Below are 16,453 nucleotides of genomic sequence, written 5' to 3'. Positions count from 1 at the left end.
GCTTTTGAGCTGCTACATTAACAAAAGCAGCTTATTTAAAGTAAACCAATTGTAAATTAAATAAACAAATTCTTGACCAAATTTGAAATCCCCCATATCATTTGTAAGCGCTTACATTTACCACACATAAAAATGTAAGCGCTTACAAAATGACAAAATCAACAAATACACTATATTCTGACAATAATCAGTTGAACGGGGTTCAGTTATGAACATTGAAACAACACGCATTACTCGCCTTTTGGCTGCTATATCATTAGCGTCTTTGGCTGGCTGTGGCGGCGATGCTGCGACAACATCCAATTTTGAAAAAGTAGATCCTGCCCAGCCAGTTTCAGATTGGCAAATGGTTTGGAGTGATGAATTTGATGGCACAAGCATTGATACAAATAAGTGGAACTTTGAATTAAACTGCGCCGGCGGTGGTAATAACGAAAAACAATGTTACACCGACAGTGAACAAAATGCCTTTATTAAAGACGGTGTACTAAATATAGTCGCCCTACCTGCTGAAGAAGGTGCAGAAAAACCATACACGTCAGCCCGTTTAAATACCCGTTACAACGCTGACTTTACTTATGGTCGCTTTGAAATGCGTGCAAAACTACCGTCAGGTCAAGGTAGCTGGCCTGCATTTTGGATGATGCCAACCGACGAAGTATATGGCACTTGGCCGCGCTCTGGCGAAATTGATATTTTAGAAGCGGTAAATTTAAAAACAGTCGCTGAAGATGGCACCGTTGAAGCAAATATTCATGGCACACTTCACTATGGTCGCGAGTGGCCAAATAACTCAAGCTCAGGCAAAGCTTATACTCTGCCTGAGGGAATGAATCCCGCAGATGACTTCCACACCTACGCTATTGAATGGCAAGAAGGCGAAATTCGCTGGTACGTAGATGGCTACTTATATGCCACACAACGTCGCTCTGAAGTTCGTTACAACTCTAAAGATGAGGCTGTTGGCCTTAAACATAAAGGCTGGTTTGCTGAATACTTTGAACAAGGTAATGGCGAACTTACCACTCACTGGGATAATGCCCCATTTGATAAAGATTTTTACCTTATTTTAAATAACGCCGTTGGTGGTGACTGGCCTGAAAATGTAAACAACTTAGGTGTTGACGCTGCAGCATTTGCAGAAGGTCAAAGCTTTGAGGTTGATTACGTACGGGTTTATCAATGCGCTGCAAATACTGACACAGGTAAAGGTTGTGAAACTGTGCGCCCAGGTTACGATAGCCTAGATGATGCACTTGTTGAAGGTAAAGCCCCTGTACCTACTCCACCAAGTGATGGCATTGCAAGAAACCTTGATATATTCAATGGCACATTAAACGCCAACTGGATCGCATGGGATTGTTGTGGTGGAACCACACCAGAAACTATAACCGATGCTGAAAAAGGTGACGCTATTAAGTTTAACATTAACGATAATAACGGTACTGTTTTAGGTTTTTCAACTCGTGGTGGTCACTTCCCAGATGATTTTACCGGCACCTCATCTCCATTTGACGCATCACTCCTTCTTGATCTAAATGGTCGATTAACTTTTGATATGAAAGTAGTAACGCCGCCAACATCTTCGACAACTTGGCTATTAAAAGCCGAAGCGGGTGATGGCGGACCTAATACAGGCGATGTAGCGCTTAGCGATAGTGTTGAAGGCGTAACACCGGTTACAGGCCAATGGCAAACCTATACATTTCCGCTTTCTCTACTACAAGAAAGAGGCTTAGATTTAAGTGCCATTGATGTATTAATGGTATTCCCAGCATGGCAAACTGGCGAAGGCGCTAAATATTTAATTACCAACGTGGCTATTGAGGGCGATGTAGGTGAATCACCATCAGTAGACTTATTTACAGATGGACAAAACTTAGATTGGCCGATGTGGGATTGTTGTGGCGGCTCTACTCCAACAGAAGTTATGGACGATGCAGGACACGGCTTAACCGCAGAATTCACTATTGGCGAAGCCCCCACTGTAATGGGCTTTAGTACTCGTTCATCTGCTGGTGGTAGCGGTACTCCATTTGATGCAACCAGCATTTTAGAAAATGGTTTACTACAGTTTGATGTGAAAGTGATGTCAAACCCAAATAACCCAGATGCCACTTGGTTAATGAAAATAGAATCTAATGAGGGTGATACCGCGGTAGAATTACCATTAACAGATGCTGGCGATGCACCTATTGTAGGTGAGTGGAAAACTTACACCTTTACATTCGCTGACTTAGCGGGCGCAGGTTTAGATGTAAGTGCCATTGACGTAGTAATGATATTCCCAGCATGGGGCACAGGTGAAGGTGCGGTTTACCGTGTTGATAACGCTAAGATGTACGATCCTAGTGCATCAGCAGGCGATGAAATCACTATTTTCCAAAATACTGCCGCAGATATGTGGAGCATTTGGGACTGTTGTGGCGGCTCTACCCCAACAGAAGAAATTGACGATGCTGATCACGGTACTGTAGCTGAATTTGTTATTGGCTCTGCGCCAACGGTAATGGGCTTTTTAGCCGACGACGGCATCTCTTTCGATGCATCAGCAATACTAGCTAATGGCGTTGTGCAGTTTGAAATGAAAGTGGTAACCCCGCCAAATAATCCTGACGCTGTATGGACATTTAAAATTGAGTCAACAGGCGCAGCAACAGCGGTAGAGCTTCCTCTTTCACAAAGCGTTGAGGGGGAAGTACCCGTTAATGGCCAATGGCAAACCTACACATTTACATTACAGTCACTGTTTGCTGCCGGTTTAGACATTAGCGATATCAATGTACTTATGATGTTTCCAGCGTGGGGGACAGGTGAAGGCGCTGTTTACCGTATAGACAACGTGATTATCGCTAACCCGTAATCCCTAATTCAGTGGTAGGTAGTGAATTACAAGTACCTACTTACCGTAATAAATTAAGTAAAAGCAGAGCAATTATGAACACAAATAAGTTTAAAAAAAGCCCACTAGCGGCTTCTGTGTCACTTATCATCGCTGCAAGCACGCTGAATATCGCCCATGCAGCAGAACAAAATACTGTGGAACCTGAAATTGAAGTAATACAAGTTAAAGGTATTCGCGGTTCACTTATCCGCTCTATGGATATGAAACGCGATGCATCAGGGGTAGTCGATGCTATTTCTGCTGAAGAAATGGGTAAATTTCCTGATACTAACTTAGCAGAGTCACTGCAACGTATTACGGGTGTGTCGGTGAGTCGTGCAAACGGCGAAGGAAGCCAAATTACCGTACGTGGTTTTGGCCCTTCATTTAATTTGGTAACACTTAATGGTCGCCAAATGCCTGGAACGGGTAACTCACGTTCGTATAATCTGGAAAACATTGCCTCAGAAGGTGTTAGTGCCTTAGAAGTATTTAAAACTGCTCGTGCTGATGTGCCCAGTGGTGGCTTAGGTGCGACGGTTAACATTTCAACAACTCGACCTTTACAAAGACCTGGCCAGCATTTTTCGGCAACAGCTAAAGCTATTCATGATTCATCAAATGAAGCGGGTAGCGATGTAACTCCGGAAGTATCGGCTATTTATAGTAATACCTTTAGCGATGAAATGTTTGGTATTGGTTTTTCTTTTTCGCATCAAGAACGCGACTTTCAAAAGCAAAGCGCCAATATTCAAGGTTGGCAAGCAAATGTAGACCTACCTACTCTTGCTGAAGGTGATTTTATTGATCCACGCGCAGTAGATGCGCAAGGAAATCGTGTAGGTAATCACTTTTTTACAAAAGACATGAACTACGCAATTGAAGATTTACAACGCGAGCGTACTAATGGGCAAATCACACTGCAATTTGCACCCACAGATAATTTTGTAGCAACCCTTGATTATACAGCAAGTGAGGCTACAACAGGCTCAGAAACTCTCGGCTGGGGTATTTGGAACGACTTTGGTAGTAACATTAACGGCTACGAGTTAGACGAGAATGGCACAGCTATTTATGCAGATATAAGTGGTAACGATGCATCATTTACCTCTAGTAAAAATACCACTGAAGTTAAGGCTCGTTCTATTGGCTTAAATTTAGATTGGCAAATTAATGAAACATGGCAAGTTGAGCTTGACTACCACGACTCTAAAAACGAGACAGATAACGGCGCAGACAAAGGTCTGGGTAGTGATGGGCAAGTTATTTTAGGTTCTGATCAGCTTGTAAATAAAATTTATGATTACCGCACTGGTGAAATTCCACATGCGCAAGTTAACTGGAAAAACGGTACTAGCGTATTAAGCCCTGGTGAAATTGATTCAAACTTTAGCCAGTTTATTCATTCACCTGGAGAATCAAATATTGAGCAGCTGCAATTACATACAACATGGATAAACGATAGTTTTGACATTGGTTTAATTGAAGTGAAGTTTGGTGGTTCGCGTACAGAACAAAATACCGGTGGTTATGAAGCATGGAGTGGCTTAGTTGGCGGCCCTGGTTTTAACCCTTCTTACACCGAGATATTCCCTGATGGTATGTTTACCCTTAATAACACTTCAGGACTATTAGACCAATTTGCTGGTGGTGGTAACAATTTACAACCTAACTATTATTATAGCTTTGATTTTGATGAAGCTGTAGCAAGACAAATGGCATACCTTACTGCTGATGTAACCGGTGGCGATGCCTATGCGCCTAATGCCTATCTTGATGGTATTGACAGTCAAAGCGCTGTTGAAGAAATTACCAACAGTATTTATGTTCAATCACGTTGGGAATTTGAAGTTAGCAATTACTACATAAAAGTAAATGCAGGTCTTCGTTATGAAGAAACCGATGTAAGTAGCTCTGTTCGTCAACGCGTTGAGCAACAAGTAAATTGGATAAGTGCTTCAGAGTGGATCACTCAATATGAAGCTGGCGGCGATGACAACTTCTTAGTTCAAGAAGGAAGTTACGATATTTTACTACCATCAATCGACCTAAGTGTTGACGTAACCGATGACTTAGTTGCTCGCGTATCATGGGGTAAAACTATGTCGCGCGCGCCATTGGGCGATTTAGCCGGTGGTCGTAGCCTTACAGGCAGTCCAAAACCGGGGGCACGAGTAGGTAGCCAAGGTAATACAGGGTTACTGCCATTTGAATCAACAAACCTTGACCTATCATTAGAGTATTACTATTCAGAAGGCAGCTATGCATCAGTAGGTTACTTTAAAAAGGACGTTGATAACTTTATTCAAACCACCATTACTCCAACCACCATTGAAGGCTTACATGATATTTTAAATGGCCCACGCTATTTACAAGCGGTTAGTGATATTGAAGCTCGTGGTGATCAAGCAACAAGCGATGCTATCTTTGCACAAATGCTTGCTAATGGTGATGGCAATGCAAACGGCCAAATTGAACCAAATAGTAATGATCCACTTATTACTTGGAATATTAGCCAACCACAAAATACCGATAGTAAATCAGTCGATGGTTTTGAAGTAGCAGTACAACACTTAATTGGTGAGACAGGCTTTGGGGTCGGTGTAAATGCAACGTTTGTTGACGGCGATGTTGAATTTGATACAGACAGCCTAGACCAACAAGCTCCATTAACAGGATTAAGTGATTCAGCTAACTTCCAAGCGTTTTACGAAAAAGAAGGTTTATCTGTAAAAGTAACTTACGCTTGGCGTGATGCATATTTAATTGGTGTAGGCCAAGCGCAAGGCTCTGCTGATGCACCACCACAATACGCCAAATCATATGGTCAATGGGATATGAGCGTAAATTATGACGTTAATGAAAATGTGACGGTATTCTTTGAAGGTATTAACCTTAATAATGAAACCGAGCAAGGGTATGGCCGTTACGAAGAGCAGTTCTTATTTGCTCGCCAGTATGGTCCACGCTACGCAATTGGCGCCCGTTATACGTTTTAAATTATCCCCTAGTTAGAAAGTTAAGCCGCTTGTTACAACAAGCGGCTTTTTTTATAACAGTTTAATTTTTTCTAATAGCTTATCGGTTGTCCAATCAATATCGTTATAGGCAATATCAGGTTTGTAGTAATCGCCCTTTCCTCTTGCTCTATTAACATACACTTTATTAGGAACTATCACTTTACCTAAGCCTGAAGGTAAATCGGCTAAACGTACCTCCATATACAGCGAGTCTGCGCTACTGGGTGCACCAAACAACGTGGTATTTTCAAAAAGCTTAAACTTATCTAGCGCATCTAAACAAGCACTAGCGCATTGCGGCGGCACTATAACAAACACCTTAGTTTTAAAGTCACTCACTAACGGCTCTTCTGGTAGGTTATTTAGCGTATTAGTCTCTCGTTCTACATAAAATGGATCACCACTTTTAAGTGATAAAGCCATACCTGCTGCTATTTCTTTAATCAGTTCATGAAATTCAGGTTGATCTTTTACCACATCAATTAACGATTTAACATAGTTGGTATTGTCTTTTGACGCTCTCCACCACACTTGTTCGTTTTGAGTAGTACCAGCTGTTTTTTGTTCTACTACTTTTTTGCCCCATAATTCTTTGGCTATTTGTGAGCTCCAATAAGATGAACCACCTTGGTTATGGCGCAAGTCTAATACCACGGCTTTTGCTGTAAGTAGCTTGCTACGCTGCTGTTTTATTTTTTCAAACACTTTTTTGTAGTCAGCTGCTTGTTTATCATTTACTGAAAAGCTAGGCATAGCAATCCACGCAATGTTTTTTTCAGGCCAGATTAAATCAATGGGAAGTTCATCACCATTGTAGGCATTTTCTAAATGCTTACTGACTGATTTAGGCCTTACAGACCAATTTAAAACCTGTTTATGGGTATTGCCATTGGGTTTAACAAACTCGCATTCTTTTAGGGGGACTAAAAATGGATTCCCTACATCCGTTAGTAACCGCCAACCTTGCTGCCACCAATGCCCTGGTTGAGCAACTTGCCCATGAAATGTAAACACTCTTTTGCGCATCAAAGCTTCAGTACTTTGCCCATCACATTGGCTTACAATATCCCCTTTTTTAATAGTGCTAATTTCACTGTAATACACTTTTAGCGCATCACCTCGCCATAAAGCACTAAAGCCGGGCCAGCGACGCGCAGGCCTGTCGATGCTTGAAAACGCACCAGCATGACCATCTTGTAACACCGTGCTAAAACGTGCAATTGCCGCTGCATGCGCCTGCGGCCCAATCGCTTGCTTAGACAGAGTAAGCGCTTCTGCTTTTGCTTGCTTTAATAACTCAGGAAAGGCTGGGTTGTTAACATCAAACATACCAGGGTGATTTTTTGCCGATATGCTGTAAGCAGCTTCAATATCTCGCTCAGTAACACTGCGCCATTGCTCTGGGGTTTTAGGAGTAAACGATAATTCGGCCATGCTCAAGGTAGGCGAAATTAATAAAGCGCTCAATAAAGTACGGCTAACTATTTTTGTTTTTATGTTCATGAAAATCCATTTTAAATTAGGCTATATAATTACTGTAAACTCATTTGGTGCAACTAAAAATATCTTAAATCCAATAAGTATCAGCAAATTTTTTTACAACAACAACTTAGCAACAATAAAAGCCGCTAGCAATAAGTAACATTTAAAATGAACTGGCTTTAAATTTAGAACAACAGCTTACTTAGAGGTTTGTTCAATTTTGGTTTGCAGTAGTGTTATGCGGGCGTTGAGTTTTCTAAAGGTATACTGTGAATAGAAGAAGTTTAAAAAGAAAGCAGCAAAACCAGAGCAAGCAAGCCCTATCAATGGGCTGAAATAAAACATTAACAATAAAACAATTACAGCCATCGCTAACGTAAGTCCCAAATAATGAAATCCACTAAATAACTTTCGGTTGTTTTTTTCAAGTTGTACTAGATGAGAATCTATATCCATTAAAAAATTTCCTTTTTGACAAATAAACGTTAACTATTTTGAGCTTTACTACCTACATAGCATTATTAAAAAATGATTCACTCCACTGCGCCTTAGTTAATCGGTATAACTGTACGGCACGACCGTGAAATTCATGATTGCTATAATCTGTAAAGCCAATTTTCTTTGCTACTTTCAATGACGCAATATGCTCAGGTTCAATAATAACAACGACCGATTGGTGAGTAGTTTGCGTAAACACATACTTTAAAACACCTTTAGCTGCTTCGCAGGCTAAGCCTTTATTCCAAAAATCGACCGCTAATCGATACCCTAAATTAGGCTCTTCGTTACCCGCGACGCTTTGTGGGGAAATACCACAAAATCCAATGAGTAAATCACTGTTTTTATCTATTAGTGCCCATGGGCCCAAACCGTATGAATCGTAGCATTGTAAACACCACTTTATAAAATCACGAGTTGCAGCTTCATCGCATACGCCACGAATTGAGTATTTCATCACCTCATCGTCACTAAGGATTTTACTTAATGCCGGCACATCATCAATTGAAAACTGCCGAATAAGCAACCTTTGGGTTTCACAAATTTTCACTCAAACCTCCTTGTAATTACAGCTAAAAACTTTCAAAAAACCAAGTAATTAAGGTAGGTCTCTCAGTTATTTAGTTCTTTTTATGTTCCGAATGCCACATAAGGTACCCAAATAATATGCCTACTAAAGGAAATATTATTAAAGATGAAATGATTCCATTAAAAAAATCTTGCTCACCTGTAAGGTGCATGATTAATTGAAATAAAATAGCTGTAGGAACTCCCCAGCCTAGAACACCTTTTAGTAAAATAAAACGGAATTTAGTGTGGTTTATATTCATGAGCCTTCCTTGAGTTGTGACGCCAAATAATAAGCTGAAATCAATCATAGTCGTTAGTGAGTTATGTCTCTAAATTATTGGAGACAATTTAAATTAGTTTAAAATTACATTAACACTATTGAAAAAACACTTAACCAACTTAATTGGATACCATAAGAGATACGTTGATAGGTACCTGGGTTACTTTGAAGCTTAACCGCTTTAGCCATAGCAAACAGATAATAAACTGTAGCGATAACAGAAACAGTTGAAAAAACACGAAAGTATAGAGATATAACTTCTGTAGTTGGACCAGTAGCTATTAATATTGGTGCTACAACCAGCGAAAGTAACATAATAAAACCAGCCCAAGAATGTGCCTTGCAGCTAAAAGTTGGATGTTTAGTAAATGGGTCAGCATCCATAGGAAAATAACCCGCAACCCAAGTACCAATACCATGCACTATAACTAACCAACCAGCAATATTAACCAATATAGAAACATTAGCCAATTGCGCCAAATACCAGCCAAAAAAGCAAAATAGAAAACCTAAAGGATAATTATTAATTAGCGGTGACAGTTTTTCAGTTGGGCTTCCCGTTGCACCTAATTCACTACAAAATTGTTTAGAATGACTGTAACCTTCATAAAACCGACTTGCTACATAAACACCAATGAATATCCAAAATGTGGCTATTAACCCTGAATAAATCGCAATCGTTTCAAACATCACCATAATCCTTTTTGTGATTAATTCATTAAAGCCTTTTTGAACACAGAGGAGAAAATGAGCCGGCTTCGAGTGACGAGCTGTGAGCTTGTACAAACAGCCTGAAACCTAGTCATAACAGCCCTGAGCTAGAACCTTTAATCTACTTTTTCAACCCAGCGCCTCATTATCTTCTTTGTGCATAATTCACTGAGGTTTTATTTCGCCTCATTAATAATCATTTCTTTATCATTATAATTAACCACTAATCAAATGCTATCGGTATTAGTTTTAAAAAAACAAAGCGCTACAACAATGCAGCGCTTTCATTACTTATAGATTGTTTGTTTAAACTAAAACGCGTTGTTAAAAGAAGCCAAGCGGATCTTCGCTGTAGCTTACTAATAAGTTTTTAGTTTGTTGGTAATGATCGAGCGCGAGTTTGTGAGTTTCGCGGCCTATCCCAGACTTTTTATAACCGCCAAATGCTGCATGAGCTGGGTACATATGGTAACAGTTGGTCCATACACGGCCGGCTTCTATTTTGCGACCAAAGTGATAAGCGCGGTTCATATTACGGCTCCATACCCCTGCGCCTAAACCAAATTCTGAGCTGTTAGCCAATTCGAGCGCTTCGGCTTCATCTTTAAAGGTCGACATTGAAATAACGGGGCCAAAAATTTCTTCTTGGAACACGCGCATATCATTAGTGCCTTTCAATAAAGTAGGTTGAATGTAATATCCACCATTGAGCTCATCGCTAAGTTGCTCAACATGGCCACCACTGAGTACTTCAGCACCTTCTTGTTTGCCAATATCAATATAACTTAAAATCTTATCAAACTGTGCTTTAGAGGCTTGCGCACCTACCATAGTTTCGCTATCTAGCGGGTTGCCGCGTTTAATTTGCTTGGTACGTTTTAAAATGCGCTCTATGAATTGCTCATAAATATCTTCTTGAATGAACAAGCGAGATGGACAAGTACATACTTCACCTTGGTTAAAGTAGGCAAGAATAGCGCCCTCAATTGCTTTGTCTAGGTATGAGTCGTCTTTTTCCATAACATCGTTAAAGAAGATATTAGGTGATTTTCCCCCAAGCTCTACCGTTGAAGGAATAATGTTATCGGCTGCACATTTTAAAATATGTGAACCTACAGGGGTTGAGCCTGTAAAGGCAATTTTAGCTATACGCGTATTAGTTGCCAGAGCTTCACCGGCTTCTTTACCAAAGCCATTTACTACGTTTAACACGCCGCCGGGCAGTAAATCACCAATAATTTCCATTAACACTAAAATTGAGGCGGGTGTTTGCTCAGCAGGCTTAAGTACCACACAGTTACCAGCTGCAAGTGCAGGCGCTAGTTTCCATGCAGCCATTAAAATTGGAAAGTTCCACGGAATAATTTGCCCTACAACGCCTAATGGCTCATGAAAATGATACGCCACCGTAGTTTCGTCTATTTCACCAATACTGCCATCTTGAGCACGCAAGCAACCGGCAAAGTAACGAAAGTGGTCCGCAGCAAGTGGAATATCAGCGGCAAGGGTTTCGCGAATGGCTTTACCGTTATCCCATGTTTCGGCCACTGCAAGTAGCTCTAGATTTTGTTCAATGCGATCGGCAATTTTTAATAAAATATTACTGCGCTCGGTAACTGAGGTGGTGCCCCACTGCGTTTTTACGGCATGGGCTTTATCAAGTGCCAAATTAATATCGTCTTTATCAGAGCGAGGAATTTTACAAAACACTTTGCCATTTACAGGGCTAATATTCTCAAAGTATTGACCATTAACGGGTTCAACCCACTCGCCGCCAATATAGTTACCATACTGCTGTTTAAATGTGATGAGTGCGTCTGCTGAGCCTGGATTTGCGTAAATCATATGTGTGTTCTCTTGTTGTTAGCTAAAAGTCTAAGCCGAAATACCAGCAACTTGTTAGGGTAATGTAGCAAGTTGCTTTATATTTAATCGGTATTGATTGACATTAGACTATTAAGCGCTTAAAAACTTGATTAGCAGTCCAAAAAAATTGTCTGTGAGTCCAAACGATTTAATCATTAAAAAGGCTGATTATGCATTCGTCGCAGTTAAATAAAAAACGCCAACAACTTGATGTACTTATTGAAAACAAAGTGAGCTTTGCTGCCGATAACAGCGAGCTGAGTATTTATGATACTTATAAAAGTGCGCAAAAAGTGGCGCTGCATTCAAACGAATTACTGTTTTGTGCCATGCTCAGTGGCAAGAAAATTATGCATGTTGAGAATAGTCATTATCATAAAGCGTTTTTACCCCACGAATCGTTTGTATTAGCGCCCGAGCAAGGGGTGCTGATTGATTTTCCACAGGCAACTATCAACTCACCTACCACCTGTTTAGCGATTGAAATCAGCACCGATAAAATAACCAATGTGGCTAATGCGCTTAATATGCAGCAAAACTTTGCTAGTGATGCCTTATTTGAATACAGCCCTAATTTAGTGCATACCCAACATAATGCGCAAACTCAGCAGTTATTAGAGCGAATGGTGCATTTATTCAGTGAGCAAGGCGCCGAGCGACACTACCTAATTGATTTATCGTTAAACGAATTGATCACCCGTTTACTGCAACAACAAAGCCGCGATTTATTAATGGCCAACTGCGATAAACTGCGTCTAAAAAGTAACGTGAGTGATGCACTGCAATACATTGAAGAGCATTTAAGCGACACACTCGACATAGACACATTGTGCAAAATAACTTGTATGAGTCGTAGTAAGTTTTACCAGCAATTTAAACTCGCTTTTGGCACCAGCCCTGCGCTTTGGCAGCAACAACTTAGGCTTAAAAAAGCCCGCACGCTTTTATTAGAAGGCCAAGCTATAAGTAAAGTGTGCTACGACCTTGGTTTTAATAGCGCCAGCCACTTTAGCCGCTTGTTTAAACAAACCTTCGGGATTGCACCTAAAGCGTGTCGACATTAACGCAACACAATAGTTTTTGTTATATTAAACAGCCTAATATGTTAATTTACTAATTCCCTGCTAAGTAGTAATGAGTCGCTGATGAGTAAACCCACCCGCTGGACATTAAAAAGTATCGCCAAAGAGTTAGGTGTGTCTAATGCTACGGTATCAAATGCGTTTAATCGCCCTGATCAACTCTCGGCTAAACGACGCGAAGCCATACTTAAAGCTTGCAAAGAGCTCGGTTATTATGGCCCTAATAAAGCGGCGCAATCTCTGCGAAGTGGCACGTTTAATATTGTTGCTTTAGTGCTACCAGATAGCGTGGAATATATGGTGTCAGACCCTGTCGCCAGTAGCTTTATGCGTGGTGTAACCTCAGTGCTTGAAAAAAACGGCATTAATGTTTTATTGTTTTCAGGCAATAGCGACAATCTCAATAACGTTGTTGATTTTGTTGATGGCTTTATTTGTTATGGGCGCCCACGAAATAAAGCACTGGTAGAACAACTAAAAACTGTACAAAAACATGTGGTCACTGTGGATTTTGATATTGCCCGCAACGCCTCAATTAATATAAACAACGAGCAAGCCAGTTACGAAATAGCCAAACATGTTTTGCACAGTGCAACTGATAACGTGGCAATATTAGGCTTGAGATTACTCGATGAAAATGTATTGTGCCGAGTTTACGAACACCATGAATTTGAAACGGGTCAATCTATTTCTCACCAACGCTTACGAGGTTATCAGCGTGCGTTAAATGAAGCGAATGTAACGGTAGCCGACGACCGCATTTGGAATATTCCTGAAAGTAGCGAACGTTTTGCCAGCATAGCTGCAAAAGAAGTATTAAACGCCTCACCACGCCCTGATGTGATTATATGTATGAGTGATTTAATCGCCCTCGCCACCATGCGAGAAGCAATAAAACAAGGTATAAAAATAGGGAGTGAGCTACGTATTGTTGGGTTTGATGGCATAGAAGAAGCAGCCCGTTTTATGCCTCGCCTTACGACGATTCATCAAAATAGCCAAGAAAAAGGTGTAATAGCTGCTAACTTATTTATTTCTAAAGAAGAAAAACAACATGAAGTAGGTTACGCTCTCGATATTGGTGCAAGTAGCTGAGCGCTGTTAGTAACGCAGATAAAAAAGCCAAGCTTAAGTTGCTTGGCTTTTTGGTTTTCAACAAATAAAGCTATTTAAACTAATAAACTTTGTAAGTTTAAAGTGTTTTCTTGAGCACCATTAACCTGCGTGATAAGTGCAGTACGGCTAGCAAAGTCAACGCTTAGAGAAATTGATTGTTGCTCAAGCTTCCACATTAAACAACATACACTTGCGCCACCTTGAGCAGTAAATTCACCAGCAAATGCAGGATGCTCATTACGTATTTTAATTAATGCTATTAATCCTTTTACTACCGGCTTATTTAGCGCTTCATCTATTTTAGCGGCATCTAGATAAGGGCGATTAATATCACGACCAACGTTCGTACTCGCCAGAAGCTCCATATCATTTTTACAAGCAAATAAACCACCGTAATATACCTGTGGTACACCCGGTGCAAAAAATTGAATGGCGCGAGATAATAAGTAATCAAAATCATTTGCGCCCAATGCATCGTAATACGTACAGTTAACTTGATATAGGTCGACGTTACTTGCAGCTGCACCTGTTGCTTTACGGCTCTGGTTATTGCTGTTGGTATGCATGGTTTCTACTAAATTATCTATTTGAGATGCGTTTAACAGCCCTGGCTTATCGCCCATTGGGCCCGCATCAATAATGCCAATACCATCATGGGTGTCTAGTACCGTTAAACAGTTACGCGGTGAAATTTGTAGCCACTTAAGCAGTGCGTCTACGTCATTATTAAATAAGCTATGTAAAATAAGCGGGGGTAGGGCAAAGTCGTACACCATGTTTACGCGCTTAGCCACGTCAACTTGAGTTTGATAATGGCTATGAATTTCAGCAATGGTTTCCATGCCTAAATCATTTGCCTGCTTTGAGAGTTTATCTAAATAAGCAAAGGTTTCATCGAGCATAAAACAGTTAGTACCTGCTTGCTTAATGGCGTAACCCGCTGCATCTAAACGAATAATGTTTACGTTGTTAGCAGAAAATTTAGTAAGTACGTTATTTAAATAGGCAATGCCCGCTTCTACTTTTACATTTATATCAATTTGGTTGTCGGTAAAGGTGGTCCAAAAATCATACGTTTGACCATCACCGCATTTCATTGGTGTAAAACAGCTTCCAGGCCGTGGACGGTAAATGGCTTGTTGTTCTTGGTTGCTCATGCCATTAGGGAATACGTCTTCTTTAGTTAAAAATAAATCCCAAAATTCAGAGGCTTTGCCTTTGGCCAGCACATCCTGAAATTGAAACGATTGCGCCGATACATGGTTCACTATTAAGTCGGCCATTAAATCATGGTCTTTTCCAAGTGCTTGAATATCTGACCAAGTTCCTATTCGGGCATCAACTTCACTGTGATCAATTGGGTCAAAACCTGCATCGCTACCATCTATTGGGTTATAAAATGGTAATAAGTGTACTCCTGCAAAAACGTCTTTAAGTGGACCCTTTAGAAGTGCTGTTAATGCGTTTATATCTTTACCGGTGATTCGATCAGCATATGTGATCAATTGAACTTTATTCTTCATCATGTGTGATTACCAAGTTGAAACTTAATCGATTAAGATATATCTTTAACTAGCAAGTGAGAATTTACAAGTAATTTTTAAATATTTTACATACAAATATCGTGGCTCGATTAATACTACAATAAGTTACTGACAACTTAATGTGTGTTACCAAGCATTTAACGAGGAAAAGCAAATGACAAAATCACACACACACGTAAGCAGCGATCCGTTGCAACAAATTCGTTGGCTCACATACATGATGTTTTTTATGTTTGCCATGACCTCTGACGCCGTTGGCATGATCATTCCCGAACTCATAAGCGATTTTGGTTTAAGTATGACCCAAGCCAGTGCGTTTCATTATGCGCCTATGGCCATGATTGCAATAAGTGGATTATTTCTAGGCTTTTTAGCCGATAGTCTTGGCCGTAAAAAAACGATTATGCTTGGATTATTAATATTCTCTGCAAGTTGTTTTTTGTTTGCGATTAGTAGCAGCTTTATATTTTTTGTTTTTTTACTGTGCTGTATTGGCCTCGCCATTGGTTTATTTAAAACCGGTGCATTGGCGCTTTTAGGTGATATTTCTAATAGCTACGAAGAGCACACCAAAACCATGAATAAAGTAGAAGGCTTTTTTGGCATTGGTGCCATTGTTGGCCCTGCTTTAGTTGGCGTGCTGCTGGTTCAAAATGTAAGCTGGACTTACCTTTACATCATTGCTGGCATTATGTGTTTAATTTTGGCATTGCTTGCTTGGCGTGCCGATTACCCTGCTGTGGTAAAAAATACAGATAAGCCAGCCTCACTAGAAACGACTATGAAAATGGTTAAAAACCCTTATGCACTGGGTTTTTCACTTGCAATTGCTTTATATGTTGCCACCGAAGTCGCCATATACGTGTGGATGCCTACCCTACTAAAAGATTATACCGGCTCATGGCCGCTGCTGGCCACTTACGCACTCACAATCTTTTTTGTGTTACGTGCTGCAGGGCGTTTTATTGCGGTATGGTTACTTAATAGGTTTAGCTGGCAAGGGGTTATGGCTTACTTAAGCTTTGGCATTGCGCTGTGTTACGTTGGCACTCTTTATGGCGGAGTTGACTGGGCAGTGGCTTTATTACCTCTTTCAGGTTTATTTATGTCGATGGTCTACCCTACTTTAAATTCTAAGGGAATATCGTGTTTTCCTGTGCAGCAACACGGCGCAGTAGCCGGTGTTATATTATTTTTTACCGCACTGTCAGCCGCCTTAGCACCTTTATTTATGGGTATGATAAGTGATTACTTTGGACACGTGCGCTACGGATTTTATTTAGCCACGGGTTTTGCAGTCATATTATTTTTAGCTATGTTATTTAATTATATTCGTGACCCATCAGCAACTGCATTAGAGCAAAACAACCTAGTCGCTGAGTAAATAAACAACTTTAATG

At 40.4% G+C, this 16,453-nt stretch carries 12 protein-coding genes; 5 read left to right on the top strand and 7 right to left on the bottom strand.

Translation table 11 applies throughout. The features are described from left to right. Nucleotides 1-208 precede the first annotated feature (208 nt). Both AB8618_RS18790 and AB8618_RS18785 read left to right on the top strand, forming a co-directional pair. The gene (locus tag AB8618_RS18790) at nucleotides 209-2,863 is read left to right on the top strand and encodes a family 16 glycosylhydrolase (protein ID WP_413402991.1); all 2,655 of its coding nucleotides are present in this window, start codon (nucleotides 209-211) and stop codon (nucleotides 2,861-2,863) included. A gap of 74 nt (nucleotides 2,864-2,937) precedes the next feature. After that, a complete protein-coding gene (locus tag AB8618_RS18785; protein WP_413402989.1) occupies nucleotides 2,938-5,883 on the top strand; it encodes a TonB-dependent receptor in 2,946 nt (981 codons plus the stop codon). A 51-nt stretch (nucleotides 5,884-5,934) separates the two neighbouring features. Here AB8618_RS18785 and AB8618_RS18780 read toward each other — a convergent pair whose 3' ends face one another. The 6 genes from AB8618_RS18780 to AB8618_RS18755 all read right to left on the bottom strand — a co-directional run bounded on the left by AB8618_RS18780 (nucleotide 5,935) and on the right by AB8618_RS18755 (nucleotide 11,290). After that, a complete protein-coding gene (locus tag AB8618_RS18780) occupies nucleotides 5,935-7,407 on the bottom strand; it encodes a S41 family peptidase (protein ID WP_409425716.1) in 1,473 nt (490 codons plus the stop codon). 177 nt (nucleotides 7,408-7,584) lie between these two features. Then, complete coding sequence (locus AB8618_RS18775) at nucleotides 7,585-7,842, bottom strand: hypothetical protein (RefSeq protein ID WP_409425715.1); 258 nt, start codon at nucleotides 7,840-7,842, stop codon at nucleotides 7,585-7,587. A gap of 52 nt (nucleotides 7,843-7,894) precedes the next feature. Continuing rightward, on the bottom strand, nucleotides 7,895-8,434 hold the full coding sequence (locus AB8618_RS18770; RefSeq protein WP_409425714.1) for a GNAT family N-acetyltransferase: 540 nt from the start codon (nucleotides 8,432-8,434) through the stop codon (nucleotides 7,895-7,897). 70 nt (nucleotides 8,435-8,504) lie between these two features. Next, on the bottom strand, nucleotides 8,505-8,714 hold the full coding sequence (locus tag AB8618_RS18765; protein ID WP_409425713.1) for a hypothetical protein: 210 nt from the start codon (nucleotides 8,712-8,714) through the stop codon (nucleotides 8,505-8,507). A gap of 104 nt (nucleotides 8,715-8,818) precedes the next feature. Further along, nucleotides 8,819-9,424 (bottom strand): DUF998 domain-containing protein, encoded by a 606-nt coding sequence (locus AB8618_RS18760; RefSeq protein ID WP_409425712.1) that lies wholly within the window; start codon nucleotides 9,422-9,424, stop codon nucleotides 8,819-8,821. A gap of 345 nt (nucleotides 9,425-9,769) precedes the next feature. Continuing rightward, a complete protein-coding gene (locus AB8618_RS18755; RefSeq protein WP_409425711.1) occupies nucleotides 9,770-11,290 on the bottom strand; it encodes an aldehyde dehydrogenase family protein in 1,521 nt (506 codons plus the stop codon). A 191-nt stretch (nucleotides 11,291-11,481) separates the two neighbouring features. Between AB8618_RS18755 and AB8618_RS18750 the strand changes: the two genes are divergently transcribed. Together AB8618_RS18750 and AB8618_RS18745 are read left to right on the top strand one after the other, a co-directional pair. Beyond that, nucleotides 11,482-12,375: an AraC family transcriptional regulator gene (locus tag AB8618_RS18750; RefSeq protein WP_409425710.1), complete on the top strand. Its 894-nt coding sequence runs from the start codon at nucleotides 11,482-11,484 to the stop codon at nucleotides 12,373-12,375. A gap of 81 nt (nucleotides 12,376-12,456) precedes the next feature. Continuing rightward, a complete protein-coding gene (locus AB8618_RS18745; RefSeq protein WP_413402986.1) occupies nucleotides 12,457-13,488 on the top strand; it encodes a LacI family DNA-binding transcriptional regulator in 1,032 nt (343 codons plus the stop codon). Nucleotides 13,489-13,562: 74 nt separating this feature from the next. Here the strand turns inward: AB8618_RS18745 and gtfA are convergent, their stop codons facing one another. Further along, complete coding sequence (gtfA, locus tag AB8618_RS18740; protein ID WP_413402984.1) at nucleotides 13,563-15,035, bottom strand: sucrose phosphorylase; 1,473 nt, start codon at nucleotides 15,033-15,035, stop codon at nucleotides 13,563-13,565. A gap of 172 nt (nucleotides 15,036-15,207) precedes the next feature. Here gtfA and AB8618_RS18735 point away from each other — a divergent pair, with 172 nt between their 5' ends. Next, the gene (locus tag AB8618_RS18735) at nucleotides 15,208-16,437 is read left to right on the top strand and encodes an MFS transporter (protein ID WP_413402982.1); all 1,230 of its coding nucleotides are present in this window, start codon (nucleotides 15,208-15,210) and stop codon (nucleotides 16,435-16,437) included. Nucleotides 16,438-16,453 lie beyond the last annotated feature (16 nt).

The sequence above is a fragment of the Pseudoalteromonas sp. RW-H-Ap-1 genome, from assembly GCF_048318575.1.
Classification (GTDB): domain Bacteria; phylum Pseudomonadota; class Gammaproteobacteria; order Enterobacterales; family Alteromonadaceae; genus Pseudoalteromonas.
The sequence above is the reverse complement of the archived record's forward strand: the minus strand, read 5'-3'. Positions and strand labels throughout refer to the sequence as shown.

Excerpts from the sequence above, each read along its gene's own strand:
- gtfA (WP_413402984.1), bottom strand. The coding sequence starts at position 15,035 with ATGATGAAGAATAAAGTTCAATTGATCACATATGCTGATCGAATCACC.
- AB8618_RS18760 (WP_409425712.1), bottom strand. The coding sequence starts at position 9,424 with ATGTTTGAAACGATTGCGATTTATTCAGGGTTAATAGCCACATTTTGG.
- AB8618_RS18790 (WP_413402991.1), top strand. The coding sequence starts at position 209 with ATGAACATTGAAACAACACGCATTACTCGCCTTTTGGCTGCTATATCA.
- AB8618_RS18775 (WP_409425715.1), bottom strand. The coding sequence starts at position 7,842 with ATGGATATAGATTCTCATCTAGTACAACTTGAAAAAAACAACCGAAAG.
- AB8618_RS18780 (WP_409425716.1), bottom strand. The coding sequence starts at position 7,407 with ATGAACATAAAAACAAAAATAGTTAGCCGTACTTTATTGAGCGCTTTA.
- AB8618_RS18755 (WP_409425711.1), bottom strand. The coding sequence starts at position 11,290 with ATGATTTACGCAAATCCAGGCTCAGCAGACGCACTCATCACATTTAAA.
- AB8618_RS18745 (WP_413402986.1), top strand. The coding sequence starts at position 12,457 with ATGAGTAAACCCACCCGCTGGACATTAAAAAGTATCGCCAAAGAGTTA.
- AB8618_RS18785 (WP_413402989.1), top strand. The coding sequence starts at position 2,938 with ATGAACACAAATAAGTTTAAAAAAAGCCCACTAGCGGCTTCTGTGTCA.
- AB8618_RS18750 (WP_409425710.1), top strand. The coding sequence starts at position 11,482 with ATGCATTCGTCGCAGTTAAATAAAAAACGCCAACAACTTGATGTACTT.
- AB8618_RS18765 (WP_409425713.1), bottom strand. The coding sequence starts at position 8,714 with ATGAATATAAACCACACTAAATTCCGTTTTATTTTACTAAAAGGTGTT.
- AB8618_RS18735 (WP_413402982.1), top strand. The coding sequence starts at position 15,208 with ATGACAAAATCACACACACACGTAAGCAGCGATCCGTTGCAACAAATT.